The sequence below is a fragment of the Acinetobacter sp. N1-1 genome (genome assembly GCF_056711485.1).
On sequence record NZ_JBWXUO010000012.1, the window covers coordinates 21,475 to 47,929 of the forward strand.

26 protein-coding genes are annotated in these 26,455 nt (G+C 37.8%); 15 read left to right on the top strand and 11 right to left on the bottom strand.

Going from position 1 to position 26,455, the window contains the following annotated elements:
- Positions 1-184 precede the first annotated feature (184 nt).
- The 4 genes from rplM (at position 185) to AC1MPL_RS00370 (ending at position 2,266) form a co-directional block, all read left to right on the top strand.
- Positions 185-613 (top strand): 50S ribosomal protein L13, encoded by a 429-nt coding sequence (gene rplM / locus AC1MPL_RS00355; RefSeq protein WP_023272904.1) that lies wholly within the window; start codon positions 185-187, stop codon positions 611-613.
- Between the two features lie 12 nt (positions 614-625).
- Complete coding sequence (rpsI, locus tag AC1MPL_RS00360) at positions 626-1,012, top strand: 30S ribosomal protein S9 (RefSeq protein WP_023272905.1); 387 nt, start codon at positions 626-628, stop codon at positions 1,010-1,012.
- Positions 1,013-1,173: 161 nt separating this feature from the next.
- A complete protein-coding gene (locus tag AC1MPL_RS00365; RefSeq protein ID WP_479763326.1) occupies positions 1,174-1,845 on the top strand; it encodes a glutathione S-transferase N-terminal domain-containing protein in 672 nt (223 codons plus the stop codon).
- Positions 1,838-2,266 carry a ClpXP protease specificity-enhancing factor gene (locus AC1MPL_RS00370; protein WP_479763328.1) on the top strand — a complete coding sequence of 143 codons (429 nt, stop codon included), beginning with the start codon at positions 1,838-1,840 and terminating at the stop codon, positions 2,264-2,266. Before AC1MPL_RS00365 ends, AC1MPL_RS00370 begins: the two co-directional genes overlap by 8 nt.
- An 87-nt stretch (positions 2,267-2,353) precedes the next feature.
- Here AC1MPL_RS00370 and AC1MPL_RS00375 read toward each other — a convergent pair whose 3' ends face one another.
- The 3 genes from AC1MPL_RS00375 to dxs all read right to left on the bottom strand — a co-directional run bounded on the left by AC1MPL_RS00375 (position 2,354) and on the right by dxs (position 7,403).
- Positions 2,354-4,144: a DEAD/DEAH box helicase gene (locus tag AC1MPL_RS00375; protein WP_479763330.1), complete on the bottom strand. Its 1,791-nt coding sequence runs from the start codon at positions 4,142-4,144 to the stop codon at positions 2,354-2,356.
- Positions 4,145-4,536: 392 nt separating this feature from the next.
- A complete protein-coding gene (locus AC1MPL_RS00380) occupies positions 4,537-5,367 on the bottom strand; it encodes an inositol monophosphatase family protein (RefSeq protein WP_479763332.1) in 831 nt (276 codons plus the stop codon).
- A gap of 116 nt (positions 5,368-5,483) precedes the next feature.
- Positions 5,484-7,403, bottom strand: a complete 1,920-nt coding sequence (gene dxs, locus AC1MPL_RS00385; protein WP_479763333.1) for a 1-deoxy-D-xylulose-5-phosphate synthase — start codon at positions 7,401-7,403, stop codon at positions 5,484-5,486.
- Between the two features lie 297 nt (positions 7,404-7,700).
- Between dxs and ribA the strand changes: the two genes are divergently transcribed.
- Together ribA and hemF are read left to right on the top strand one after the other, a co-directional pair.
- On the top strand, positions 7,701-8,309 hold the full coding sequence (gene ribA / locus AC1MPL_RS00390; protein ID WP_479763335.1) for a GTP cyclohydrolase II: 609 nt from the start codon (positions 7,701-7,703) through the stop codon (positions 8,307-8,309).
- Positions 8,310-8,411: 102 nt separating this feature from the next.
- Positions 8,412-9,350, top strand: coding sequence for an oxygen-dependent coproporphyrinogen oxidase (hemF, locus tag AC1MPL_RS00395; protein ID WP_479763337.1), 939 nt, complete (start codon positions 8,412-8,414; stop codon positions 9,348-9,350).
- A gap of 482 nt (positions 9,351-9,832) precedes the next feature.
- Here hemF and AC1MPL_RS00400 read toward each other — a convergent pair whose 3' ends face one another.
- Entirely contained in the window at positions 9,833-11,332 is a 1,500-nt protein-coding gene (locus tag AC1MPL_RS00400) for an OmpA family protein (protein ID WP_479763339.1), read from the bottom strand.
- Between the two features lie 270 nt (positions 11,333-11,602).
- Here AC1MPL_RS00400 and aroE point away from each other — a divergent pair, with 270 nt between their 5' ends.
- Positions 11,603-12,400 (top strand): shikimate dehydrogenase, encoded by a 798-nt coding sequence (gene aroE, locus AC1MPL_RS00405; protein ID WP_479763341.1) that lies wholly within the window; start codon positions 11,603-11,605, stop codon positions 12,398-12,400.
- A 44-nt stretch (positions 12,401-12,444) separates the two neighbouring features.
- Here the strand turns inward: aroE and AC1MPL_RS00410 are convergent, their stop codons facing one another.
- A complete protein-coding gene (locus tag AC1MPL_RS00410; protein WP_479763343.1) occupies positions 12,445-13,362 on the bottom strand; it encodes a Dyp-type peroxidase in 918 nt (305 codons plus the stop codon).
- A 177-nt stretch (positions 13,363-13,539) separates the two neighbouring features.
- Positions 13,540-14,697, bottom strand: a complete 1,158-nt coding sequence (gene hemW / locus AC1MPL_RS00415; RefSeq protein WP_479763345.1) for a radical SAM family heme chaperone HemW — start codon at positions 14,695-14,697, stop codon at positions 13,540-13,542.
- A 246-nt stretch (positions 14,698-14,943) separates the two neighbouring features.
- On the opposite strand from hemW, the gene AC1MPL_RS00420 reads away from it, so the two are divergent.
- Positions 14,944-16,296, top strand: a complete 1,353-nt coding sequence (locus AC1MPL_RS00420) for an MATE family efflux transporter (protein WP_479763346.1) — start codon at positions 14,944-14,946, stop codon at positions 16,294-16,296.
- A gap of 27 nt (positions 16,297-16,323) precedes the next feature.
- Here the strand turns inward: AC1MPL_RS00420 and coaBC are convergent, their stop codons facing one another.
- The gene (gene coaBC, locus AC1MPL_RS00425) at positions 16,324-17,580 is read right to left on the bottom strand and encodes a bifunctional phosphopantothenoylcysteine decarboxylase/phosphopantothenate--cysteine ligase CoaBC (protein ID WP_479763348.1); all 1,257 of its coding nucleotides are present in this window, start codon (positions 17,578-17,580) and stop codon (positions 16,324-16,326) included.
- 76 nt (positions 17,581-17,656) lie between these two features.
- On the opposite strand from coaBC, the gene radC reads away from it, so the two are divergent.
- Positions 17,657-18,349 (top strand): RadC family protein, encoded by a 693-nt coding sequence (radC, locus tag AC1MPL_RS00430; RefSeq protein ID WP_479763350.1) that lies wholly within the window; start codon positions 17,657-17,659, stop codon positions 18,347-18,349.
- Positions 18,350-18,405: 56 nt separating this feature from the next.
- A complete protein-coding gene (locus tag AC1MPL_RS00435; RefSeq protein WP_479763352.1) occupies positions 18,406-19,317 on the top strand; it encodes a bestrophin family protein in 912 nt (303 codons plus the stop codon).
- A 5-nt stretch (positions 19,318-19,322) separates the two neighbouring features.
- Here the strand turns inward: AC1MPL_RS00435 and AC1MPL_RS00440 are convergent, their stop codons facing one another.
- Positions 19,323-20,174, bottom strand: a complete 852-nt coding sequence (locus AC1MPL_RS00440; protein WP_479763354.1) for a PHP domain-containing protein — start codon at positions 20,172-20,174, stop codon at positions 19,323-19,325.
- A 44-nt stretch (positions 20,175-20,218) separates the two neighbouring features.
- Between AC1MPL_RS00440 and AC1MPL_RS00445 the strand changes: the two genes are divergently transcribed.
- From AC1MPL_RS00445 to mnmC, 4 genes are read left to right on the top strand one after another with little or no spacing between them, the layout of a single operon-like run.
- Complete coding sequence (locus AC1MPL_RS00445) at positions 20,219-20,830, top strand: septation protein IspZ (protein ID WP_023272922.1); 612 nt, start codon at positions 20,219-20,221, stop codon at positions 20,828-20,830.
- 35 nt (positions 20,831-20,865) lie between these two features.
- Positions 20,866-21,168: a YciI family protein gene (locus AC1MPL_RS00450; protein ID WP_479763356.1), complete on the top strand. Its 303-nt coding sequence runs from the start codon at positions 20,866-20,868 to the stop codon at positions 21,166-21,168.
- 6 nt (positions 21,169-21,174) lie between these two features.
- Positions 21,175-21,669: an SH3 domain-containing protein gene (locus tag AC1MPL_RS00455; RefSeq protein WP_479763358.1), complete on the top strand. Its 495-nt coding sequence runs from the start codon at positions 21,175-21,177 to the stop codon at positions 21,667-21,669.
- A 15-nt stretch (positions 21,670-21,684) separates the two neighbouring features.
- Positions 21,685-23,541: a bifunctional tRNA (5-methylaminomethyl-2-thiouridine)(34)-methyltransferase MnmC2/FAD-dependent 5-carboxymethylaminomethyl-2-thiouridine(34) oxidoreductase MnmC1 gene (mnmC, locus tag AC1MPL_RS00460; protein ID WP_479763360.1), complete on the top strand. Its 1,857-nt coding sequence runs from the start codon at positions 21,685-21,687 to the stop codon at positions 23,539-23,541.
- A gap of 9 nt (positions 23,542-23,550) precedes the next feature.
- On the opposite strand, the gene AC1MPL_RS00465 is transcribed toward mnmC, so the two are convergent.
- Positions 23,551-23,856, bottom strand: coding sequence for a rhodanese-like domain-containing protein (locus tag AC1MPL_RS00465; protein WP_479763361.1), 306 nt, complete (start codon positions 23,854-23,856; stop codon positions 23,551-23,553).
- Positions 23,857-23,947: 91 nt separating this feature from the next.
- On the opposite strand from AC1MPL_RS00465, the gene AC1MPL_RS00470 reads away from it, so the two are divergent.
- Entirely contained in the window at positions 23,948-24,436 is a 489-nt protein-coding gene (locus tag AC1MPL_RS00470; protein WP_479763362.1) for a YajQ family cyclic di-GMP-binding protein, read from the top strand.
- Between the two features lie 45 nt (positions 24,437-24,481).
- Here the strand turns inward: AC1MPL_RS00470 and trpB are convergent, their stop codons facing one another.
- Together trpB and AC1MPL_RS00480 are read right to left on the bottom strand one after the other, a co-directional pair.
- On the bottom strand, positions 24,482-25,708 hold the full coding sequence (gene trpB, locus AC1MPL_RS00475) for a tryptophan synthase subunit beta (RefSeq protein ID WP_479763364.1): 1,227 nt from the start codon (positions 25,706-25,708) through the stop codon (positions 24,482-24,484).
- Positions 25,692-26,333 (bottom strand): phosphoribosylanthranilate isomerase, encoded by a 642-nt coding sequence (locus AC1MPL_RS00480; RefSeq protein ID WP_479763365.1) that lies wholly within the window; start codon positions 26,331-26,333, stop codon positions 25,692-25,694. The genes trpB and AC1MPL_RS00480 overlap by 17 nt, the downstream gene beginning before the upstream one ends.
- Between the last annotated feature and the right edge of the window lie 122 nt (positions 26,334-26,455).

Below are 26,455 nucleotides of genomic sequence, written 5' to 3' on the forward strand. Positions count from 1 at the left end.
ATTTATATAAATAAAACCCAAGTTTTTTGTTCAAATAACTTTCTAAAAAACTTTACTTCGGGTAGAATATGCGCTCAATTTTATATTGATGATGTTGTCGATCTAGACTGTTTCATATAGAATCGCGACTCTTTTTCGTTTGGACACTTTCACGTTCAAACCAACTATAATAGGTATGTAGTAGATGAAAACTCTCAGCGCAAAGCCTGCTGAAACGCAACACGACTGGTTCGTTGTTGATGCTTCTGGCAAAACTCTTGGTCGTTTAGCGACTGAAATCGCTCGTCGTTTACGCGGTAAGCACAAAACTTCTTATACTCCTCACGTTGACACAGGCGATTACATCGTTGTAATTAACGCTGAACAAGTTCAAGTAACTGGTAAGAAGTCTTTAAACAAGAAATACTATCGCCACACTGAATTCCCAGGCGGTTTAAAAGAAACTAATTTCGAAAAATTAGTTGCTCACAAACCTGAAGAAATCTTCCAACGCGCTGTTAAAGGCATGTTGCCAAAAGGCCCTCTTGGTTATGCAATGATCAAGAAGATGAAAGTGTACGCTGGTAGCGAGCATCCTCATACTGCTCAACAGCCACAAGTTTTGGACATCTAAGGGATACAGCACATGGCTACAAACTATGGTACAGGTCGCCGTAAGACCGCAACTTCACGTGTTTTCCTATCTGCTGGTACAGGGAAAATCGTTATTAACAACCGTTCAATCGAACAGTATTTCGGTCGTGAAACAGCACGTATGGTTGTTCGTCAACCATTAGAGCTTTTAGAAGCAACTGAGAAATATGACCTTTACATCACTGTTAAAGGTGGTGGTATCGGTGGTCAAGCTGGTGCGATCCGTCACGGTATCACTCGCGCACTTATCGCTTCTGACGAATCTTTAAAATCTGCTCTTCGTCAAGCTGGTTTCGTTACTCGTGATGCTCGTGAAGTTGAACGTAAGAAACTTGGCTTACGTAAAGCTCGTAAGCGTCCTCAATTCTCTAAACGTTAATTCGTTTACGAATTGGACAAAAAACCTCGGATTTTCCGAGGTTTTTTTATGCCATATCAAATATGCCTTTTATCTCTTAATATACTTCATTCAAACTTCTTCGTGCGTTTGAAACATATTTTTAGTATGCTAGTTTATTCATTTAAAGCTACATCTTTTTCATGGCATTAGAAATCTCTGAAAACCAAGGAATCACTTTACTCAGTCATGCCGATGACTTCCGTTCTCATTGGATTCGCTTTATTCTTACAGAAAAAGAAATTAAACACCAATTGGTGCTAACAGACTATGAAGATGAAGATCTTGCATCCCTTAACCCCTATAACACTCTCCCAATTTTACTAGATCAAGGTTTAAAATTATTTAATCCTATGATCATTTCAGAATATTTAGATGATCGCTATCGACAAAACAAACTATTTATGGATAACCCAATTCAACGTGCTGAACAACGTCAATATCTTTGGAGGTTTGAAAAAGACTGGTTTAAACTTGCAGATATAATGCTATTACACCCTGACAGCTTAAATGAAAAAGATAAAAAGCATGCTCAAGTAGAGCTTCGCAATACGCTTATCTCTCTTACTCCACTATTTCAACATTTTCCCTTTTTTATGTCTGAGACATTTTCAATACTCGATTGCATGATTGCACCAATGCTATTACGATTAAATAGCATGGGAATAAGTTTACCTACACAACAATGTCGGGCGATTTTTCTATATTGTCAGCGCATTTTTAATCGTACTAGTTTTATTAAATCGATGACTTTACAAGAGAAAAACCGCTACAATCATCTTTTAAAAAAATTTGAGAGTCAATCACATGTCTGAAAAAGAGCCTCAACTCACACCAACTCGTCCATATTTAGCACGTGGTATCTATGAATGGATTTGTGATAACAATCTCACACCATACCTTCTTGTAGATGCAACACAACCCAATACTGATGTACCATTACAATTCGTTAAAGATGGGCAAATTGTACTTAATACTGCACCACATGCGGTACATCAGCTTTATATGAGTAATGATGCAATTACCTTCTCTGCACGATTTGGCGGTGTTTCTAAAAATATATTTGTGCCTTTTTATGCACTAATTGGCATCTATGCTAAAGAAAATGGTCAAGGACTTTTCTTCGATCCAAATGAATATGAGAATATTAATTTAGACCTGACACATAAACCGAAAGAAGTAGAGGAAAAATCTGAGCCTCAAAAGAAAAAACCAAGCTTAAAAATCGTTGAATAATTTAAGTAAATTAACGTATTACTCTCAACTTATTCACTCATATAAAAAAAGCCAGTATAAATACTGGCTTTTTTTATAAATATTTAATTAGTCATTAAATTTACGACGGCGATCTGATGAACGTCCACGATCATCTGAACCGCGCTCACTGTTTCCACGGAATGAACGTGGTTTGTAATCTGCACGATTACCACGATTGTCATCATTCATGTCGAAACGTGGCTTATCGTTAAAACCTTCACGACGCGGACGATCAGAGCTAAACTCGCGCTTTGGACGGTCTGAATTAAATTCACGACGTGGACGATCAGAGTTAAACTCGCGTTTTGGACGGTCTGAACCAAACTCACGCTTTGGACGATCTGAATTAAATTCACGACGTGGGCTATCTGAGTTAAATTCACGCTTTGGACGATCTGAACCAAACTCACGCTTTGGACGATCTGAGTTAAATTCGCGACGTGGACGGTCAGAACCAAATTCGCGCTTTGGACGATCTGAATTAAATTCGCGACGTGGACGGTCTTCAAAGCTACTTTCTTTACGCGGTTTATCATCAAAACGACGACGATCACCACCATCACGGTCATTGTTACGTTTGAATCGACCTTCGCCTTCAAAACGACGACCGCCACCGAAGCCACCGCCACCACGACGACCATCACGCTTACCATTACCACGACCACCATCGCGACCTGAACGTGCAGGAGGTGGAGATGGCTCTAGACCTTCAATTTCAGAAACACTTAAACGCGCTTCTAAATAATCTTCTAATGCACGGATCTTGCCACGCTCACGATAAGTTGCAAGTGTAATTGCTTGACCAGTACGCCCCGCACGACCAGTACGACCTACACGGTGTACATAATCTTCATGTTTCATTGGTAAACCAAAGTTAATTACATGAGAGATTGTCGGAACATCTAGACCACGTGCAGCAACATCAGTTGCAACCAAGATACGTGCACGACCTTCACGAATACTACGTAAACGACGGTTACGTACTGTTTGTGGCATTGCACCATGTAATGCAACAACAGAGTGACCAGCTTCAGCTAGCTCTTCAGCCAACATATCAGTGTCTTCTTGTGTGCTTGCAAATACAACAGCTTGATCTAATTTTTCATCACTTAACCAATGTGTAAGCAATTTTTTCTTATGCTCAAAACCATCAGTCCAATGAAGTGTTTGTGTAATATCTGTGTTAGTTGAATGACCAGTTTCAATTGCAATACGCTGTGGGTCATTCATCATACGCTCAGCCAAGCTGATAATACGACCTGCAAATGTTGCAGAGAACATTAATGTTTGCTTACGGTTCGCAGCAAAATCACTAATTGCTTCTAAGTCTTCAGAGAAGCCAAGGTCAAGCATGCGGTCAGCTTCATCAACAATTAAAGCATCAACTTTATCTAATTTAATTTGGCGACGGTTAACCAAGTCAAGTAAACGACCTGGTGTTGCCACAACAACTTGAGCACCTTTAAGCTGTTGAATTTGCTTACCAAAAGGCATACCACCCATAACTGCAGCAATACGAACACCTTTCATGTGGCGAACAAAAGCGATCGCGTCTTGACTTACTTGCTGAGCAAGTTCACGTGTTGGACATAACACAAGAATATTTGGTTGTGTAACTGCACGCATACGTTCTTTAAAAGGAACAAATACATCACTTTCAGCAAGTGTATTTAATGTCGGCAATAAGAATGCCGCTGTTTTACCAGAACCTGTTTGGCTAGAAACTAATAAATCTTTCCCTTCTAATGCTGCTGGAATTGCTTGCTCTTGAACCGGTGTCGGGTTTGTAAAATTTAATGCCTCTAATGCTTGTGTAAGAGACTCATGTAATGAAAAATCGGCAAAAGTTTTGCTCATAGAGAATTCCACCCCAATAGGGTGCTCCATTTAATAATAAAAAATAACATCGGCAAAAGCGGCACGGCAACAAAAGCTGAAATCTTTAATTCAGCAGCAATCCGAAATATAACGATGTGAATATTACGCACGCATGATTACGGTAGTAACCTGAAGAATCGCTTTTAGCGATTGGGGCGCGAGAATTCGTCCTCTATGGACCGTACGCGCATACACAATAATAAGAGAGAAATGTTCAGGTAATGAACGGAAATGAAGTGCGTTTTCACAATTATATCAGGTTAATTTAAAAAGTCACCTTCTTTTTATAAAATTCTTTATCTATTTTCATATTACTGAAATAAAAAACAAAAAAGAGTGATGCTTATCACTCTTCTCTATTTTTCTACCAATTATTTAATTGCATTTGCCCAAGCAGGAATTACTGCTTGCATAAATGGTTTTAGCATTTTCATTGAACATGCAATTACTTGCCCATTTTCCATAGACTCTGAACCACCACGACCATCAACAACAATACCACCCGCTTCTTTTACAATTAGCTCACCCGCAGCGATATCCCAAGGTTTTAAGCCTAGCTCAAAGAAACCATCAAAACGACCTGCCGCAACATATGCAAGATCAAGTGCAGCCGATCCACCACGACGGAATTGAGAACCGGCTTCTGTAATTGCAAGCATTGCATCAAAATGTTGTTTTGCATATGACACAATTTCACCGTTACGTTTTGCACGGTAAGCATGCCCTACAGAGATAAATGTATTGTCTAAACTATCACGCGTATTCACACGAATACGGCGTTGGTTCATCATTGCACCGCGACCACGACTCGCAGAAAATAGCTCATCACGCACAGGGTCATAAATAACACCATGCTGTGTAACACCTTTATGCTGTACTGCGATAGAAATACAAAAATGAGGTAGGCCATTTACAAAGTTTAATGTGCCATCTAAAGGGTCAATAATCCAACACCAGTCAGCATCGTGACCTGTACCTTCTTGTAGGCCAAATTCTTCGCCTAAGAAGCTATGATTTTTATAACTTTTACGTAATGTATCAATTGCAAGTTGCTCTAAGTAACGATCTACACGTGTTACAGGGCCATCTATACCTTTTTCTTCAACTTGTAGGTCCAACTTATGACGATTTTTATGTGCCTTTAAAAGCTCTTGACCAACTAATTGTGCTGCACGCGCAGCCATCACCACCATAGGTTCCATTGAACACCCACACTAAAATATTGAAGATTTTGACAAAGAATAATGCATAAAAGCATGGCTATTCTAACAAATAGACATGCTTTTTAATAGAATTTATTAAAAATAATTAAACCTGTTTAACAAAGTACCAAGCTTTTTTTCCATGCTTGTATAATTGAAGTAGCGATACCCTCTGCATCTAAACCACAATCATGCAACATTTGTTTATGATCTGCTTGTGGTAAAAATTCATCTGGTAAACCAATATTTAATATAGGTTTTAAAATTTGTGCTTGTGCCAAGTACTCATTCACACTACTGCCTGCACCCGCCATAACGGCATGTTCTTCAACAGTCACAAACATTGTTGTTTTGATATTCAACTCATGAATCATTTGCGTATCGAGTGGCTTAATAAAGCGCATATTCACAACACAAATGCCAACATCTAATTGCTGTATTAGTTTTTTTGCAGCTTGTATTGCTGGTGCAACACGGCTGCCAAAAGCTAAAATTGTAATATGCTCATCATATTGAGCATCTACTGGCAGTACAATCTCAGACTTACCTATTTCAAGTGCCATGAGCTCTTGGGTAACATCAACCCCTTCACCTACACCACGTGGGTAACGTACCGCAGCAGGACCTGAATACTGATATGCTGTATGCAGCATTTGACGACATTCATTTTCATCTTTAGGTGCCATTAATACCAAATTCGGAATTGTACGCATATATGCATAATCATATGCACCCGCATGCGTTGGCCCATCTTCGCCAACTAGCCCAGCCCGATCAATACCAAAAGTAACATCTAGGTTTTGTAGTGCAACATCATGAACAAGTTGGTCATACCCTCTTTGTAAAAATGTCGAGTAAATTGCAACCACAGGTTTTAAACCTTCACATGCCATGCCTGCTGCAAGCGTTACAGCATGTTGTTCTGCAATTGCAACATCAAAGAAACGATCTGGGTATTTTTGTGCAAACTCTACCATTCCTGAGCCTTCACACATTGCAGGTGTAATTGCCAATAAGCGGGAATCTTTCTCTGCCTCATCACATAACCACTGACCAAAAATTGTAGAGTATTTTGGTGCAGATTTTTTAGAACTTAATGTTTGAGGAACAATAGATGGTTTTTTTGCAATTGCGTGGTATTTAATGGGATCTTTTTCGGCAGGAGAAAAGCCCTTACCTTTTTTTGTATAAATATGAATTAAACGTGGCCCACTGCGTTTTTTGAGAGATTCAAAAACATGTACAAGCTGGTTAATATCATGCCCATCAAATGGCCCATAATATTCAAAACCAATCGCTTTAAATAAATTATCTGCTTCATTGGTTGCAGATTTATGCAGGCGTGATGTATAAGACCAGTTTGGATGAGGCTCTATAACAGCATCACCCTTTTCAGTAATATTAACGAAATGCCCTTTTTCCCAAATCGCTGCCAAGTGTTTTGCAAAACCACCTGTACTACAAGAAATAGACATATCATTGTCATTGAGTACGACCATTAAATCTGCTTGATGTGCAACTGCATCATTCATTGCTTCAAATGCCATACCTGCTGTCATTGCACCATCACCTACAATTGCAACAACTTCACATGGGTCTTTTTGATAACGACGTGCTAAAGACATTCCTAAGCCTGCTGAAATTGCAGTAGACGAATGCCCAACACCAAATGTATCGAACTCCGACTCTTCTCTTGCAGGAAAAGCCGCTAAGCCATTCTTCGCACGGATTGTTGTAATTTGCTCGCGTCGTCCTGTTAAAATCTTATGCGGATAGGCTTGATGCCCTACATCCCAGATTAAACGATCACGTGGTGTATTAAAGCAATAATGCAATGCTACTGTTAATTCCACAACACCAAGGTTTGCACCAAAGTGACCGCCACTTACACCTGCAGCATACAAAATGTATTGACGCAACTCATCTGCCACTTGTAAAAGTTGGTTTGAATCGAGTTGACGTAATTGCTTTGGATGATCAATTTCATCTAACAATGGCGTAACAGGACGCTGAGTTGGTATTTTTGTATACAACATATGTGGCAGAGCCTTCTAGAGCCTGGCTAATCCGAAGCTGAGTGATAGTGCGTTAAACCGATAATTTTAACCTATCGGTACTTATTTTCAATGTGCCACGTCAAAGATCTGTAGTTTTACATTGTTTGTTTCAGACAAGCATTGAATTATCTAAAAAAATGCTATGAATGATCAACCCTTATCTGCATGTTTCCACAAAAATAAATAGTTTGGCTTAAATTTTGTATATTTAAACAACTTACGGCAGATCATTAAGCTATAATTTTACTATTTCTTTTTATATAAATGAGCTAAATTGTGCCGATCAAATTTGTCGCAACTTCAAAATTACCCACTGCCTTTGGTGATTTTAACATTAGTGTATTTCAAGACCCTGAAACCAAAGAAGAGCATATTGCTCTTTCAAAAGGTTTAGAATTTCCAACCAACGCACCAGTTTTAGTTCGTATTCATTCTGAATGTTTAACAGGAGATGCCTTTGCATCACTCAAATGTGACTGTGGACCACAGTTAAAAGCTACTCAAGAACTTATCAATGAAGTAGGACAAGGCATTATTTTATATTTACGTCAAGAAGGTCGTGGTATTGGCTTAACCAATAAAATTCGTGCCTATGCATTACAAGATCAAGGACATGACACTGTAGATGCAAACTTGCTACTAAACTTACCTGCCGATGCACGTCGCTATGATATGTGTAAAATCATTCTCGATCACTTTCATGTTAAAGAAATTAAATTAATTACTAATAATCCATTGAAAGTTAAAGCATTAGAAGATTTAGATATTAATATTGTAGATCGCGTTCCGCTGACAGTTGGGCTAAATCCATTCAATGCTTCCTATCTAAAGACCAAAGTCAGTCGTATGTCACACCTATATAAAGAAGATGACTTTTCTAAATAAAAAATCAATCATATTTAGGGATTTTCTCCATACAAAATCCCTTACTTTTTTTATGGTTTTATGTTTTTATAACATTACTTTTATTTTATGTATGAGGCTTTCATGCAAAACCCATCAACAATAGATATCGAACGTGTTAAAAAATTTTTACTCGATTTACAAGAACGCATTTGTACAGCACTCGAACAACAAGAAACAATAGGCGGCGGTCACGAAAAATTTATTATTGATGATTGGGAACGCCCTGAAGGCGGTGGTGGTAGATCTAGAGTATTACAGAATGGTGAAGTTATTGAAAAAGGAGGTGTAATGTTCTCTCATATCAATATTCGCCAACTTCCTGCATCAGCGACTGCACGACACCCTGAAATTGCAGGTGCAAAGGCTCAAGCGCTAGGGGTTTCATTAGTAATTCACCCTAAAAACCCAAATGTACCTACATCACATGCCAATATTCGCTTATTTATTGCCGAACCTGAAGGAAAAGATCCTATCTGGTGGTTTGGTGGAGGCTTCGACTTAACACCATTTTACCCAAATGATGAAGATATTAAAGGCTGGCATCAAAATGCATTTGATCTTTGCCAACCTTTCGGCCATGACGTATATAAAGAACATAAACAATGGTGTGATGACTATTTCTATTTAAAGCATCGTGATGAACAACGTGGTGTTGGAGGATTATTTTTCGATGACTTAAATCATTGGGGTTTCGAAAAATGTTTTGAATACATGCAAGCTGTGGGTAATGGATACCTTGATGCAATAATTCCTATTTTTGAAAGAAATAAAAATAAGCCGTATAGCCAAGCTCAAAGAGATTTTCAACTCTACCGCCGTGGACGTTACGTTGAATTCAATCTTGTATATGACAGAGGTACAATCTTTGGATTACAAACAGGTGGGCGTATAGAGTCTATTTTAGTTAGCCTACCCAATCTTGTAAGTTGGTCATATCGCCCTGAATGGGAAGATGATACGATTGAAAAGCGACTTACAGACTATTATTTGAAGCCAAGAGATTGGCTAGCCGAACTATAATTGATTACTAATATACAAAAGAGCAAATGCTCTTTTGTATAAAAATACATCTCGTTACGTTTATAAGTAAAAAACCTCATCTCTTAAGAACCATTTCATATTATATTGATCATTACCCTTTACAATACTTGTTGTTTCTTTAATCAACCCAGTAAAGAAAATAGCAGGCTCATACTTTATGTTTAAATTGTTTTTCGAATACAAATGGCTATTTATTATTAGTCTTCTGTCCATCCTTATGTTTAGCTCTATTAGTGTAACCATTAACTACAACAATATATTTTCTGACAGTATATCTATTGTGACAAGTGTCCTTCTCGGTATTTCACTCTTTTTCACGTTATCATCTTGCCTCGTTGAAAAAATTCGCGATATTTGTAACCCCTCTTAAGCCTTCATCATATGTAAGTCAAATGACACACGTATATAAATAAAAAAAGCAGCCTATCAAGTAGACTGCTTTTTTATTTATAGATCACAATTTATTGTGTTGTTACAGGATGCTGCCCATCAACTATAGTCGTCGCACCATTCGATGTATTCACAACTTTAAATTCAATACGACGATTACGGAATTTACCTTGTTCAGTCACATTGTCAGCAATTGGATTTTCAGCACCATATCCTACAGCTGTAAGTTGATCTCTATTTACACCTTGCTCAACCAAATAATCTAAAACAGATTGTGCACGGCGTTTAGACAATACTTTATTTGATTCTGGATTACCTGTTGAATCTGTATAGCCTTCAACAATTAATTTTACATTTGGAACACTCTTAATTAATTTTGCCGCTTCATCTAAAATTTCTTTATTTTTCTGAGGTAGAACTTTAGATGCCGTTGGGAAATTAATAATTTGTAGATTTAGAGCATGTGCAATATCTTCAGGTCGTGCATTTGCTCCTAAAGATGAAAGCGCTTGTTTACTTTGATCAATACTATTATTTACCGATTGCTCTTCATTTAAAGGTGCTGCCGCTGAAACTTCCAAGTCAGGTGCTATTGCTTTAATCTTTGTAACCAATTCAGCTGCTGCTTTTGCATCTGGTGCATTTACAATTAACTGATTACCTTTCCAATCAATGCTTGCATTCGGCACTGCTTTAATATATTCCAAGATTTCAGAAATTTTTTCAGATCCAGGCAATGACGTTGCATAACCTTGATCTGTCGTAACATCACATTTCACATTTGTACCAAATACTTTGCTTAATGCAACTTTTACAGATTCAGCTAATGTTTGATTACCTAAGTTTGCATGACATGCTTGAACATGATTTCCTGTCCCTGAAACAAGATTAATTTCAGCTTGTGCTGTATTTGTTTGCTCAGAAGATACATCTGAAGCTGCTTGTGGCACAGGCGTATCTGCATTTTTCGGAATAGGTGTATCTGCTTTATGCTGGCATGACTTCCAAAAGAAAATAACCAATAAAGCAAGAATAATTAATGCAATAATAGGTAGTATCTTACCAAAAAAACCTGCTTTTTTTTCAGGCTCCTTACTGTAAATATGCTGTGAAGCTGCCTGAGCACCTAATGCACTACTTAAACCAAGTGCAGATACCAAGCCTGCACCCCATGCAGGAAAACTAGTTGCAATATCTTTAATATGAGTTGCTAGATATGCACCAATTTTCCCATCCCCTGCCTCATCTTTTAAAGCTTTTACACTGAGTGGAATTGCTTGGTTAAATAAAGAAGTTACTGCATTTTCAGGTAAACTGTGATGCGCTGAAAAACCTTCAATAAGTTGACGAATAGCAGATGCTTGATTACCAAAAATAGTATTTAAGCCATTATTCTCTAGACTAGTTCCTGACTGAATACGTTCAGGAAATTTATGAAAAACGGACAATAAAATTGGATAAAACTGTGCGAGCAGTGATGCTTTTTTATCTGCATCAATCGCTAATTGCTGTTGATTAACAATTGCTGGTGTAACTTTTTCTTTCAGCAACTCTATAGGATTTATTGACATAGTTAGACTCCTCATGGGAATAGTCATTGTTGTTATATCTTTTCAGAACCACATACATACCTGTATTGTTCTACATTCTTATTTGCTATAACTATTTTAGTGTTTTTGAGAAAAAACTAATTTTATTTTACTTTTTTTTCTAATATCTTCATATGTTTTTCTGTAAACACACTTATATGAGGAACAATACAAAGCTATATTTCACCATGATATTTCTTGTATATTGCCAATACGTGCAATCATCATTATAGATAAATATAGAGACGTTTCATGCAACCATGTAAAAAATTTGCAGTCATTGGCAACCCAATTGAACACTCACGCTCACCAGAATTACATGAAGCATTTGCTCAAAAGACAGGCATTGATTTAACTTATCATAAAAGACTAGCTGCTATTGATCAGTTTGAAACAAGTATCAATGCTTTTTTTAATGAGAATGGCAATGGCTTAAATGTGACTGTTCCATTTAAAGAAGATGCATTCAAATCTTGTGATGTACTTACCGAACGGGCAAAGATTGCAAAAGCAGTCAATACGCTATGGAAAGAAGATGGCAAACTATATGGCGACAATACAGATGGTCAAGGCCTTGTTAATGCAATAGAAGCAATGGGTTGGTCACTATCTCAAACTAAAATTCTTATTTTAGGCGCAGGTGGTGCAACAAGAGGGGTTATTTATCCTCTTTCACAAGCAGGTGTAAAGGAAATTGTTATTGCCAACCGCACACATGCTCGTGCAACACAACTTGTAAATGATCTTACTCCTCATATGGCTAACCATACTCAACTCAGTACGCTTGCATTAGAAAAACTAACTGGTCATTTCGATATTATTATTAATGCAACATCAGCATCGCTTTCAGGTGATCAATTTTCACTTCCCAAAGAACTTACATTTGATCATGCATATGAAATGGCATATGGCAAACCCTCTCATTTTTTAGATGAAGCAAAAAAACGTGGTATTCCTTATACTGATGGCTTTGGTATGCTAGTCGGTCAAGCTATTGAATCTTTTTATATCTGGAATGGTATAAAGCCAAATTTAAAAGATTTTTTATAAAGAATATTCCCCATAAATATATAAGAGTTTATGGGGAGTTCTATTTAGTCCAATACAGTTTCTAGTAACTCTTCCGATGGTGCAAAATAATATGCCCCGTCTACAGGCGTTACAAAATGTAATAAGCGATCATGTATACCATCACCACTTGTACCAAACATACGCTTTAACATAGCATCTATACGGCTAAGTTCTTTTGTATATGCAACAAAATAAAGCCCTTTTTCGCCATGACCATCACCATATGGCAAACTATGGCGCAGAATCTCTAACTCTTCACCCTCATCATCTTCTACAACTGTTCTAGCAACATGTGCATTTTCAGGTTTTATATCATCATTAAGTTCTATCGACTCTAACTTTGTGCGCCCAATTACACGTTCTTGTGCATCGACTTTTAGCTTATTCCACTTGTCTAAATCATGCACATAACGCTGAGCAAAAAGAAATGTGCCGTCTGCAAAGACACCGTTGTCTTCAGATAACAAAGTCGTTTCTGCACGATCTTCTTTAAACTGAGGGTTTTCTGTACCATCTATAAAACCTGTTAAATCACGACCATCTAAATAGCGGAAACACGGTCTTTCCTCTAAAACTTCTACCTTCTCCTCTACACCACGAAAGAAAGCCTGACTCAATGCAAAGCAGATATCTGTACGTTGACTTGCGACATGTATAAAAACATCTGCCGGTACAACAGGCATTTCAAAGTTGCCCTGTTGTGCTTCAAGCTGTTTGAAGTTATTAGGCGAATTCTCGTATAGTTTTGTCCACATTTCAGGTCCGAATGCGACACCTATTTTTATTTGATCATTTGGATGTTGCGTAATCAGGCGATTTCTTTCAGAAATAAGACTTTTGATTTGATGTTTCAGCTCGTCCACAGATAAAGTTTTTAAGCGTATTGCAATAAAACGCGCATGATCTGATGGAAGTGGCAAAATCACGGATTGAGCAGTCATTCATAACTCCGAAATGCTGTGTAATTTATGGCTAGTTCCTTTATTTAGTTTACATTCAAATGATCTAAACTGAATAATTTTATGCAAAATAAATTATGATAACTCAATAATTCACCTAAGATTTTGCCCTAAAATATAAATATATATTAGAGCTTATTTTTAAATCACTATTATTTACTAGAGAAATTTTTCTAAAACAGTATTTAGAAAACGATAACCGTGTTCAGTACATGCCAGTTGTTTTTCATTTTCTAGCAATAACCCTTGCTGACGTAAATGCAATAATGCTGATTTAATATGATCAATATCTAAACCTGTTCTCTGAGAGTAATACTGCGTAGGTGTACCCTCTTTTAAACGCAATGCATTCATCATAAATTCAAATGGTAAGTCATCTTCGATAACTTTTTCAAAATTCACCATAGGTGCAGGAGTGTTTTCCAAGTAGTCTTTTGGCAAACGTGTTTTCTGAAAACGATAAACACCATCTTCTTTGGTCACTTTACCGTGCGCACCTGCGCCAATTGCTAAATAGTCGCCAAACTGCCAGTAGTTTAAATTATGCGTAGATGGCTTTTCTTTACGCCATGCGGAAATCTCATAATTGATAAACCCTGCATCAATTAAGTACTGTTCACCTTGCTCTTGAATATCAGACAAAATATTATCTGACGGTAAAACAGGTTTCGTTCTAAAAAATACGGTATTGGGTTCAATCGTCAGTTGATACCAAGAAATATGTGTAGCACCACATTCAACTGCCATGTTTAAATCATGTAGAGCTTGCTCTAAAGTCTGCTGAGGAAGCCCATGCATCAGATCAACATTAACTCTTTGAAAACCTGAATTTTTTGCCTGTTGTATTGCAGACATTGCATTATCTGCACTATGAATACGCCCTAACTTTTTTAAATGCTCGGTATTAAATGTTTGCACACCAATAGATAAACGGTTAATACCTGCTTGTAAATAGTCTTCAAAAGGCTGATGTTCAAGTGTGCCTGGATTTGCTTCTAGTGTAATTTCACAATCTTCAATAAATTCGATGTGCTGTGCTAGTTGGTGAAATAACCACTGATAACCTTTAGCTGAAATAAGTGAAGGGGTTCCACCGCCAATAAATACACTCGAAATTTTACGCCCCTGAGCCAAATCTATCTGAGTTTTAAAATCTTCAACTAGTGCATATAAATATTCATTTTCAAGTTCTAATGAAAGTTGCTTACCACCCGGTACAGTATGTGAATTAAAGTCACAATATGGACATTTTCGTACACACCAAGGCATATGAACATATAATGATAAGGGTATACTTTGTGGCACTAAATCACTCAAGAAACTACTCAACTTTAACATCGAACCGAAGATGCTAATTTTAACACGACTTTGAAATAAAGCTTAAAATTGCAATGCACTTAAATAGTGATTTTAAGTATTTTTCTGCTTTTATTTATTGTACTATCTGATCAAATTTCAATAACTCTAGTTTCTAAAAAATGCAGTAAAAAAGGACGTTTCTAAATACATATGGCAACACTGTCTTATTCATTTTTATAGCACAAATTCTCCGAGTAGTTTTTTATGGCAACTGTTGTTTCTTCACGCATTGAGCTTAAACGCTTATTGTCACTTATGATTCCTATACTTATTACCCAATTTGCACAAGCAGGTTTAGGACTCATAGATACAATTATGGCTGGACGATTTTCTGCTGTAGATTTGGCTGCCATTGCTGTAGGTGTCGGCATTTGGATACCTATAATGCTTTTATTTACAGGTATTTTACTTGCAACAACGCCTTTAGTTGCTGAAGCAGTTGGTGCACATAACCGTACTCAGGTTGGGCACATTGTACGCCAGTCATTATGGATGGCAGCTATACTGGGTGTATTCGCTTTAATATTATTGCAGTTTATGCCGTATTTACTGCCAATTTTTAAAGTTCCTACCGACTTACAACCCAAAGCTGCTTTATTTTTACATGCCATTGGTCTAGGTATGCCTGCAGTTTGCCTTTATACCTCTCTACGCTGTTACTCTGAGGCGATTGGCAATCCCAGACCTGTTACTGTCATTAGTTTACTGTCTTTACTTGTACTCATTCCACTAAACTACTTATTTATGTATGGCTATGGTCCTATTCCACGTATGGGAAGTGCAGGATGTGGCTTTGCCACAGCAACGCTACAATGGCTCATGCTTTTTAGTTTAATTTTTTATATATCTAAAGCCAAAATTTATAAGAAAGATCAGTTACTTTCAGGTTTTGAAAAATTAAATACTCAACTTGCTAAAAAGTTACTACTTTTAGGCTTTCCTATTGGTTTAGCAATTTTCTTTGAAGTAAGTGTTTTTTCAACAGCAGCCATTATTTTAAGTACTTTAGGCGATACCGTGGTTGCTGCACATCAAATTGCGATTTCTATCACTTCACAGCTCTTTATGCTACCAATGTCTTTATCTATTGCACTCACCATACGCGTAGGTACCTATTACGGTGAAAAAAATTGGGAAGCGATGCACAAAGTTCAAAAAGTTGGTCTAATGACTGCAACTGTAATGGCATGCTTAACCATGGCATTTATTGCACTATTTCGTCATGCTATTATTGAGTTTTATACTCAAGATCCGCATGTTGCTCAAATTGCAACTTATCTATTACAGTTTTGTATTGCTTACCAACTGATGGATGCATGGCAAGTCAGCGCAGCAGGCTGTTTAAGAGGCATGCAAGACACTCAAGCACCAATGTGGGCAACAATGCTTGCCTATTGGGCTATTACCCTTCCGCTAAGTATTTACTGGATACGCTATGCTTCCATGGGACCACAAGCCATTTGGATTAGCTTAATTATTGGACTGAGTGTTGCATGTGCCTTATTGCTCTCTAGGCTTTATCTAAATAATAAAAGACTCGCTAAAAGCTCCTATTAAATTAAAAAAGGGAAGATGCTCCCTTTTTTAATTTTTAGCATTTAAAGCATCAGATATTGCTTTAACCAACTGTTCACCAATTTTAAGTTTTGATGCTTTTTCTAAATCACGTTGGTCAAACCCATATTTCTTGGCAAAAAATACCGTCATTGCATTTTCATCTGCCCCAAAACCGATGTCTTGTCTTGAAACATCATTACAGGCAATCATATCTAATTTTTTAGCAATAAGTTTTCCATTTGCATATTCTTCGACATTTTGCGTTTCAGCTGCAAAACCGACCATAAAGGGTCTTTTTTCTTGCTGTGCAATTGTTGCCACAATATCAGGATTTTTAACTAGTGCTATTTCTAACTCATCACCCGTTTTCTTAATCTTATGTGGTGCAATTTCAGCCACTCTATAATCTGCCACCGCTGCTGTTGCAATAAAAATATCACAACCATTTGCAAGCATTTGCATACTTTCATCAAGCATTTCTTGGGCAGAAGTTACATTACAGCGTGCAACGCCATACGGCGTAGTAAGGCTTACAGGCCCTGAAATGAGCGTAACATCAGCCCCAGCCGCATAGCATGCACTTGCTAAAGCAAAGCCCATTTTTCCTGTGCTGTGGTTAGAAATATAACGTACAGGATCTATTGCCTCACGTGTTGGCCCTGCGGTAATCGTGACTTTTTTGCCTGCAAGTAAACCGAACTGCTTCGTTTGCATACGTTCTTGTGTTTTAAAAAACTCAAATACTTGCGCTGCCAATACCTCAGGCTCAGGCATACGCCCCCGTCCAACATCACCGCATGCTTGTTCACCTGAGTCTGGAATAATGACATGTACACCATCAGCTGTCAGCGTTTGTAAATTGCGCTGAGTTGCTTTTGCTGCCCACATTTGCTGATTCATTGCAGGTGCTACCCACACAGGTGATTTTGTTGCAAGGTATAGTGTACTTAGTAAATCGTCTGCCAAACCCTGCGCAAATTTTGCAAGGACATCACAACTCGCAGGTGCAACTAAAATTAAGTCTGCCCAGCGTGCCAACTCAATATGCCCCATACCTGCTTCTGCTTCAGGGTCTAACAATGTGGTATGCACAGGATTTGATGATAAGGCTTGAAAAGTTAGCGGCGTAATAAAAGCTTGCGCTCCTTTTGTCATGACAACACGTACATTAAAGCCATAGTCTTTTAGGCGACGGACTAAAACTGCACTTTTATATGCTGCAATCCCTCCTGTTACCGCCAAGATAATGTTTTTATTTAAATTTATATTGACATTCGAACTCACAAATAGAACACTCTTTACCTTGCAGTGATGCTCACAATAGCACTAAACCTATATTCTCCCAAACTTAAATCTCTACATGAAAGAAGACCATTTTTCCATTAAGTCTTGGCCTATTCAAGAACGCCCACGAGAACGCCTCATTCAACAAGGTGCAAAAAGCCTATCAGATGCAGAACTACTAGCTATTTTTCTAAGATCAGGTTCAAAACAATATTCTGCTGTCGAGCTATCACGCCGTCTAATTTTGCACTTTGGTGGTCTTACTCCTATTTTCGACTGTTCTCTTGATGAATTAACGGCCTTTCATGGCATAGGTGAAACCAAATATGCACAATTGATGGCAGTAAAAGAACTTGGTAGGCGCTATGTCGACAATGCTTATCTGCAACAGCAAAATGCTTTCGACAGTTCAAAGAAAGTGATTGATTTCTTACGCTACCAATTACAAGGTGAGAAGCAAGAGGTCTTCGCAGTGCTATGCTTAGATACAGATTTATGTAAACTTAATTTTAAAAAATTATTTTTTGGCTCAATAAATACATGCACTATTTCTATTAATCAAATGATACGCCATATTATCCAACAACACGCTTCTCAAATTATTATTTGTCATACACATCCTTTTGGGCAAGCAACACCTTCATCAGCAGATCATACCCTTACCGAAAAAATTAAGCAGGCCTGTGAACTGATTGAAGTTAAACTCATTGATCATTGCATTATTTCTCCAACAGGTTCATTCTCTTTTGCAGAAAACCACTTTGTATAAATTGTGAAGTCCCTTAATTATCTATGGCTTCATTAAAGTAATAAGATATAGCAATTATGATTATTCGTGATAAAAGTAATATTTTTCAAATTTTATTCGCATGGCAAGGCACAATTTTACCTAGGGTCTTGCCTGAGCTTATTGCACTAACAATCATTTCCACAGTGATTGGTTTTCTTACTTATCATCAAATTGTTACGATCCCCCAAGTTCCTGCAATTGGCTTTACCATTTTTGGCGTTATTCTTTCTATTTTTTTAGGTTTTAGAAATAATACATGCTATGCGCGTTGGTGGGAGGGTCGAAAATTATGGGGTGCACTTATTGCAAGCTCTAGACATATTGATAGAGATAGTAAAATCCTTTCAAATGCGCGCCGTGAGCGAGTCTTAAACCATGTTATGGTGTTTACAAGTACACTGCGTGATCGCTTACGCCATCAAACTGCCAACCTAGAACAGTTTATAGATACTGTCGAGTTAGATGAGCAGTCTGTGCAGCACTTAAATGATCAACTCAATGCTCCACAGTACATGCTCAGTTTAATTCAATGGGAGTTACTACAAGCATATAAAGAAAAAGAAATTACAGACATTTTATATACTCAAGTCAATAACCATACGATTGAGCTAGGCGCAGTACAAGCAGGTTGTGACCGTATTGCAAGCACACCACTACCTTATGCGTATTCTGTCTTACTCAATCGTGCTGTCTATTGCTTTTGCTTTTTACTGCCTTTTAGTCTAGGTTCTACGCTTGGGCTTTGGACACCTTTTCTTGTTGGCTTAATTGCCTATATGTTTTTAGGCTTAGATAAACTGAGTGCTGAACTTGAAGAACCATTTGGTACACAAAATAATGATTTACCGCTCGACTCTATTGTACGTCTCATAGAGCGTGAACTTCTCAGCTCACTTGGTAAACCGCTTCCACCTGCAATTGCAATAAAGAACCATAATTTATCTTAAAATTACTAAATAAAGCTTTCCCATACGCCCTGCTGTCCTTCTTTTACAGCAGGCACACGCCCTAAATGTAACCATGGCATATGTTCACCATGAAAATCACTACCAATAGACACTTTTAGCCCATGCTCCGCAATTAAACGATCAATCATTTGACGGGTAGATGCAGTCTCAGATGGCGGTGGCAACTCAACTGCATCTCCACCATATTTTGCAAAAATTTCAATTAAATAACGCGTATTTGTCGCTGATAAATCATATTTCGTCGGATGAGCAAGAACAGCAATGCCTTGCGCATTTTGAATAGCTTGAATCGTTTTTTCAAGAGATAACCATTCAAAAGAAACAAACGCAGGTTTGCCTGTCTTTAAAAAGCGGTCAAAAGCTTGCTGTAAACGGGTTACTACACGTTTTTCAAGCAAGACTTGTGCAATATGGCTACGTGTCACTCTGTCAGCTACCCCATCTACTTTTGCAAGTACATCAGGATAAAAATCCTGCTTGAGTATCTTTTCAAGCTTCTGACAAATTTCTATCGCACGTTGTGCCCTCACTTGCTTTTGTTCAACCAATACTTGCTCTAAACCGTCACGATCTTTCATGTTTAAGCCAACAATATGCACACCATAACTTTTTTTTGTCGATGGTCTTGACCACTGGCTTGATATCTCCACCCCAGAAATAAGTCTTATCTGCTTTTCATTGGCAACAATTTCAGCTCTTTTTAAGCCATCCATTGAATCATGGTCAGTTAATGCTAAAGTATGGATACCTGACTCAAATGCTTTTTGCACTAAATCCTCAGGTGTTAACGCACCATCAGAAATATTGCTATGTGTATGTAAATCTATACCCTGCATATTTTATAATGAACCATTCGCGAGATAGGATTAAACACTTTAACATGAAAGCACTTTTGGACTTTATCCCTCTTATCATCTTTTTCTATTTTTATAAAACAGTTGATCCTACAAATAATCATCATCCGATCTTAAACCTTATTGGTTCTTCTGGCGGTGTAGATAACAATAATACTCTTGTTGCAACTGCAGCACTTATTATTTCAATGATTGTTGTTTATGGTGCTATCTTTGTCTTTCAAAAGTTTCGTTTAGACAAACAACAATGGTTAATTTTATTTATGACTGTTGTTTTTGGTGGTATTACACTACTACTACACGATGACTTTTATATTAAACTTAAAGCTGCTCTCTTAAACTTTCTTTTTGCTATAGCTTTCTTGCTCTCACCTATTTTTACCAAAGATAAAAGCCCTCTTATTAAAAAAATGTTTGGCACAGTACTCGAACTTACTCCAAAAGGCTGGCTTAATTTAAACATTGCATGGGTAGGTATGTTCATGCTGATGTCATTTCTACATGTATTCTTTGCATTTTTATTTATGCATGGAAAATACTGGGGAGAATTTACATTATTTGGTGACATGATCATCATGTTCTCATTTATTATTATCCAATTTGTTATTCTAAGAAAACATTTTAAAGCTTCTGAATAACAAGAATATTTTTTTATATAAAACAAGAGTAAACTATGGCTTTATTTATTATTACTTGCACAGATAAAGAAGGAACTTTAGCGGCAAGACTTGCTGCTCGTCCTGCTCATTTGGCACGCCTTGAGCAACTAGATGCTGAAGGTCGTTTAATTACTGCAGGCCCTATGCCAAAAGAACAAGGAAATCCAGAAGCAGGTTTTTATGGAAGTATCATAATTGCTGACTTTGATACACGAGCAGCCTTAGATGAATGGCTATCAGATGAGCCTTATCTTGCAGCAGGTGTATATAGTCATATTGATGTGAAGCCATTTATTAAAGCTTTTCCTAAAGGATAGAAGATTATGCAACGTGTTGTATCTCGTATACTTGGCTTACTTATGCTGTTATCAGCATCTGCATGGGCAGTTGAACCAACTTCACAAACAACGCCAATACCTCAGACACAGCCTGTTGCAAATTCAACTAAACCTGCCCCCAATAGTTCAACAACGCCAACACCGCAAGTAATAAAAACAAATGGAAGTGCGCCGTTGGTCGAACCAAACTCGCCTGCTCAGCTTGCACAACAAAAAGCAGAAGATGATTTAAAAATGAAAGCATTGGTAAAAAACCAAGAAGTTCGAATGCAACAACTCGAAAAAGCGAATTTAGATGCTTTATCACAGAACCAAGCACTACAACTTAAAAATGATAATTTGGGCGTTCAAGTACAAGTTCTTCAAAGTGAACGCACAGCACAACTATTTATGTACGGTGCAGCAACACTTGCAATTGGTGTCATTTTAGGATTTGTACTTGCTGGATACATTTATACAAAACGTCGTCGTCAGTGGTAAATAAAGGGTTAAAGATTGTTTGGTAAAATTCAAACGGCCGAGCTTACATGGCAACAGGTCGATGGTATTGATATTCCAGTTTCAACACAGTTTGGAGATGTCTACTTTTCTAAAGACAATGGCTTACTAGAAACACGCCATGTCTTTTTAAACGGAAATGATTTATCAACTAGACTCTCACAGCTCAATAGTTATGAATACTTTTGTGTAGGTGAAACAGGCTTTGGTACGGGCTTAAATATTTTAGCATTGTGGCAACTTTGGCAAGATGTACAACCCCACAATCAAAGCCACTTGCATGTTGTGACCGTTGAGAAATTTCCTCTTTCAAAAGAAGATTTAGTGCGTGCCTTAAAAGCATGGCCTGAGCTTAAACCTTTGGCAGAACAGTTAATTTCACAATACCCTACACCCATTTCAGGTTGTCATAGGCTGAATTTTCCGAATGCACGCTTTAGTATAGATTTATGGCTAGGTGATGCTGAAGATGTTTTTCCTATCATTCCTAAAACAGGCGTTGTAAATGCTTGGTTTTTAGATGGGTTTGCGCCATTTTGTAACCCTGAGCTATGGCAAAAAAATGTCCTTGAACATATTGTTAGGCTCTCTGCACCTAGCACAACTTTTGCATCATTTAGTGTCGCAGGAATGATTAAACGTGGGCTTAAAGCACATGGCATCGAAATTTCAAGACCAAAGGGTTTTGGCCATAAACGAGAAATGCTCAAAGCAATTTGGCCAACTTTAGAAGCTGATCATACAAAACACCTTAGCACGCCACTTAATATTGCTATTATTGGCGCAGGAATTGCGGGTTTAAGCCATGCTTGGGCATTTGCAAAGCGTGGACACCATATTAAAATTTATGACCGTACAGATGCAATTTCAGGGGCTTCAGGCAATCCACTTGCATTACTCAATCCCAAACTGTGTCCTGCCACACAAAACCATGAACATTTAATGAGTCTAAGTTGGCAATATGCATGCTCATATTATCGACAGTTCAAAGCATTCAATAGTATTACTGTCCAACAAACCGATATTAAAAAAAATGGGGAACTTGAAAAACTTGTAAACGATTACCCTGAAAGTGAAATCAGTCATACTACTTCTTCTTTTCTGAAATCGGAATATACATCTATACAATTAAAGAATGCAGGTGTTGTTAATCCCCAAGTACTAGCAGAAGAAATCTTAAGCCATCCTCTTATTCAGCTTATCAAGACTGAAATCACACATATTGAAGAAGATGCAGAACAGACTTACCTTACAGACATATCACAACAAAAATTTTCTGCCGACCTCATCATTGTATGCACAGCTAAAGATAGCCACCTGCTTATTTCGAACTTACCAAAACTTAAACCTATTCGTGGACAAGTCAGTTGGCTTAAGAATGAGAGTCGTCCATTGCCACATAACCTTGCATTTAGCTATGGTGGCTATGCCATGCAACTTAATGCAAAGCAGCTTATCTTAGGTGCATCTTTTCATCCACAAAGAGATGATAATGATGTTCTTCTAGAAGATCATGCGCATAACCTTGCACTCATACAAAAAATTTATCCTGAATATGCCAGCACATTAGAAAATATAGAAAATTGGGAGGGTCGAGCATCTATACGTGCGCAAAGTGCCGATTACTTTCCGCTCCTTGGAAAATGTAAAGCAGAAACAAATATATATACCTGTTCAGGATTAGGCTCTAAGGGTTTCTTGTTTGCACCTCTATGTAGTGAAATTGTAGCAGCTCAAGTGCTTAATGAGCTTTGCCCTGTGCCCATCAGTATTTTAGACAAACTCAATCCCCAGAGATTCATAAAAAAAGTTAAACCTAAAAAACCTTACTATCAGAATAAAAAAGCGCCCTAAGGCGCTTTTTTATTCTATAGGTAATCCCGCTGCTTTTGCTGCACGTGTACCACCCATGAGCACTACGTATTCTCTGCCACTATCAAAGCCTTCTAGCTTCTCAGCAGCTCTGGGCGCTTTACTACCACCACCACATAAAATATAAATCGGTTGATCTGATGCAACTTCTGCCAATGCACTTTCATTGATATGGTCAATCGGTTGATTGATTGCACCTTTTAGATGTGCTTCTGCATAAGCATTTTCATCTCTAACATCCCAAATAACAGCGTTATCTGGGAACTCAAATGTTGTAATTTCTTGTTTACGGATCATTGTGTACTCCTTTTATATAAACAACACTTGGCAAATCACGAAAACCCTCTTAGCATCTCAGATATTTCATCCACTTGTAAAGGTGCTAGATATGCCTTCTTTTGATATTGTTTCCGAACTTGAGACTTTTGAAGTCAACCACGCTGTACAAAATACACAGAAAGAGATCGCAACACGTTTTGATTTTCGTGGTCAAGATGTAACTGTAGAACTCAATGAGAAGTCAAAAGAGATTAAAATCTCTACAGAAAATGACTTTCAATGTGAACAAGTTTATAGCATGCTCGAAAACCATTTTTTTAAACGTAAAATTGATATTCAAGCAATGGATCCACAAAAGGCATCTGCTTCAGGTAAATACTTTGTTCAAGTCATTAAACTGAAAGATGGTTTGGATTCCGACACTGCTAAAAAAGTAAATAAAGCCATTAAAGAAAGTGGCATTAAAGTTCAATCCTCTATTCAAGGGGATAAAATTCGTGTAAGCGACAAAAAACGCGATACTCTACAAAAATTAATGACTTTCTTACGTGAAGAGCAATTTGGTATTCCATTGCAATTTAATAACTTCAAAGACTAAGCAAAAAAAGGCGCATATTATGCGCCTTTTTTATAAATCTATATTTTACATATCAACCATTTCTATACCATCTAAACGCGCAACGGTCATTAAATCTTTATCGCCACGACCTGAAACCGTTGCAATAAGTATTTGATCTTTAGACATGGTTGGCGCAAGTTTAGAAACATATGCCATCGCATGTGCACTTTCTAACGCAGGAATAATCCCTTCAATCTTCGTCAAATCACGAAAACCTTGTAATGCTTCATCATCTGTAATTGGAACATATTGAACACGTTTCATATCTTTTAAGAAACTATGCTCAGGGCCCACACCCGGATAATCTAATCCAGCAGAGATACTATGTGTTTCAATAATCTGTCCTTGAGCATCACTCATTAAATAAGTTCTATTACCATGTAGAACACCCACATGACCTGCATTAAGCGGTGCCGAGTGTTTACCCGTTTCAACACCTAAACCTGCGGCTTCAACACCGTACATTGCAACATCGGTATCGTTTAAAAATGGATAAAACAAGCCCATTGCATTTGATCCACCACCCACACATGCCACTAACGCATCAGGTAAACGACCTGCTTGGTCTTGAATTTGCTGACGGGCTTCACGTCCAATAATTGACTGGAAGTCACGTACCAACTGTGGGTATGGATGTGGACCTGCAACCGTCCCAATCACATAGTAAGTACTATCTACATTACTTACCCAGTCACGCATTGCTTCATTCATAGCATCTTTTAGCGTACGAGAACCACTGGTCACAGGTACGACTTTTGCACCGAGTAATCGCATACGGTATACATTCATTGCCTGACGCTTTACATCATCTGCACCCATATATACAACGCATTCAATACCCAAACGTGCTGCAATTGTTGCTGTTGCCACACCATGCTGCCCAGCACCTGTTTCAGCAATAATACGTTTTTTGCCTGAAAGTTTGGCCAACAGTGCTTGCCCAATTGTATTATTTACTTTATGCGAACCTGTATGGTTTAAGTCTTCACGCTTTAAGTAAATTTGTGCGCCACCAAGATGTTTCGACCATCGCTCAGCATAATAAAGAGGACTTGGACGGCCAACATAATAGGCCAAATCACGATCGAATTCTGCAAGAAACTGGGCATCATTTTTCATTCTCTCATAGAGAGATTCTAAATCTTCCAATGCTGCCATTAATGTTTCTGACACAAATCGTCCGCCATGAATACCAAAATGCCCTTTTGCATCTGGATATTGTGTGTAGTCAATCTTATTTTGCTGATCCACAATGGACTCCTTGCATAAATTTTTCTATCAGTTGATGGTCTTTTATTCCTTTACTTAGCTCTACCCCACCACTTACATCGACTGCAAATGTTTGGGTAGTTTCAATTGCCTCTGTAACATTATCAGGCGCTAAACCACCTGCCAATATCAGCGGAATATCTAAGCGAGGAAATTGAGACCAGTCAAATTGCAATCCTGTCCCCCCTTTGAGTTCAGGATGCCAAGCATCAAGTAAAATAGCACTTGCGCCTGCTTTTTGATAACGCTTTATTTCAGCAATTAAGTCTAGCTCAGGCTTAACTTGAATCGCCTTATACCAACGCTTACCAAATTGTTGAGCAATAAACATACATTGCTCTGGGGTTTCGTGACCATGAAACTGCAAAACATCTAAAGTAACATGATTAAGTATATTTTTTATTTCATCAATTTCTGCATTTACAAATAATCCCACAATTTGTACATAAGGTGGAATCATTTTTGCAATTTTTTCAGCTTGAGGTATAGCAACATATCGTGGACTTAGCTCGTAAAATACCAAGCCAATTGCATCTGCACCTGCATTTACTACTGCTTGAGCATCTTCTAAACGCGTAATTCCACAAATCTTAGCACGAGTTCGCATAAGTTCTTCTTGCCCCAAATGATGCTTGATCAAGCATAATATATAAGTTTCCTTATCATTATTTTTAGCAAAACAATGCTGAATTGCAAACTTTTTGACATCTCAAGCTCATATAATCTTTT

Excerpts from the sequence above, each read along its gene's own strand:
- AC1MPL_RS00400 (WP_479763339.1), bottom strand. The coding sequence starts at position 11,332 with ATGTCAATAAATCCTATAGAGTTGCTGAAAGAAAAAGTTACACCAGCA.
- AC1MPL_RS00420 (WP_479763346.1), top strand. The coding sequence starts at position 14,944 with ATGGCAACTGTTGTTTCTTCACGCATTGAGCTTAAACGCTTATTGTCA.
- rplM (WP_023272904.1), top strand. The coding sequence starts at position 185 with ATGAAAACTCTCAGCGCAAAGCCTGCTGAAACGCAACACGACTGGTTC.
- rpsI (WP_023272905.1), top strand. The coding sequence starts at position 626 with ATGGCTACAAACTATGGTACAGGTCGCCGTAAGACCGCAACTTCACGT.
- AC1MPL_RS00450 (WP_479763356.1), top strand. The coding sequence starts at position 20,866 with ATGGCTTTATTTATTATTACTTGCACAGATAAAGAAGGAACTTTAGCG.
- AC1MPL_RS00435 (WP_479763352.1), top strand. The coding sequence starts at position 18,406 with ATGATTATTCGTGATAAAAGTAATATTTTTCAAATTTTATTCGCATGG.
- AC1MPL_RS00480 (WP_479763365.1), bottom strand. The coding sequence starts at position 26,333 with ATGCGAACTCGTGCTAAGATTTGTGGAATTACGCGTTTAGAAGATGCT.
- AC1MPL_RS00375 (WP_479763330.1), bottom strand. The coding sequence starts at position 4,144 with ATGAGCAAAACTTTTGCCGATTTTTCATTACATGAGTCTCTTACACAA.
- dxs (WP_479763333.1), bottom strand. The coding sequence starts at position 7,403 with ATGTTGTATACAAAAATACCAACTCAGCGTCCTGTTACGCCATTGTTA.
- radC (WP_479763350.1), top strand. The coding sequence starts at position 17,657 with ATGAAAGAAGACCATTTTTCCATTAAGTCTTGGCCTATTCAAGAACGC.
- AC1MPL_RS00380 (WP_479763332.1), bottom strand. The coding sequence starts at position 5,367 with ATGGAACCTATGGTGGTGATGGCTGCGCGTGCAGCACAATTAGTTGGT.
- AC1MPL_RS00410 (WP_479763343.1), bottom strand. The coding sequence starts at position 13,362 with ATGACTGCTCAATCCGTGATTTTGCCACTTCCATCAGATCATGCGCGT.
- hemF (WP_479763337.1), top strand. The coding sequence starts at position 8,412 with ATGCAAAACCCATCAACAATAGATATCGAACGTGTTAAAAAATTTTTA.
- AC1MPL_RS00370 (WP_479763328.1), top strand. The coding sequence starts at position 1,838 with ATGTCTGAAAAAGAGCCTCAACTCACACCAACTCGTCCATATTTAGCA.
- AC1MPL_RS00365 (WP_479763326.1), top strand. The coding sequence starts at position 1,174 with ATGGCATTAGAAATCTCTGAAAACCAAGGAATCACTTTACTCAGTCAT.
- aroE (WP_479763341.1), top strand. The coding sequence starts at position 11,603 with ATGCAACCATGTAAAAAATTTGCAGTCATTGGCAACCCAATTGAACAC.
- AC1MPL_RS00470 (WP_479763362.1), top strand. The coding sequence starts at position 23,948 with ATGCCTTCTTTTGATATTGTTTCCGAACTTGAGACTTTTGAAGTCAAC.
- AC1MPL_RS00445 (WP_023272922.1), top strand. The coding sequence starts at position 20,219 with ATGAAAGCACTTTTGGACTTTATCCCTCTTATCATCTTTTTCTATTTT.
- AC1MPL_RS00455 (WP_479763358.1), top strand. The coding sequence starts at position 21,175 with ATGCAACGTGTTGTATCTCGTATACTTGGCTTACTTATGCTGTTATCA.
- AC1MPL_RS00440 (WP_479763354.1), bottom strand. The coding sequence starts at position 20,174 with ATGCAGGGTATAGATTTACATACACATAGCAATATTTCTGATGGTGCG.
- AC1MPL_RS00465 (WP_479763361.1), bottom strand. The coding sequence starts at position 23,856 with ATGATCCGTAAACAAGAAATTACAACATTTGAGTTCCCAGATAACGCT.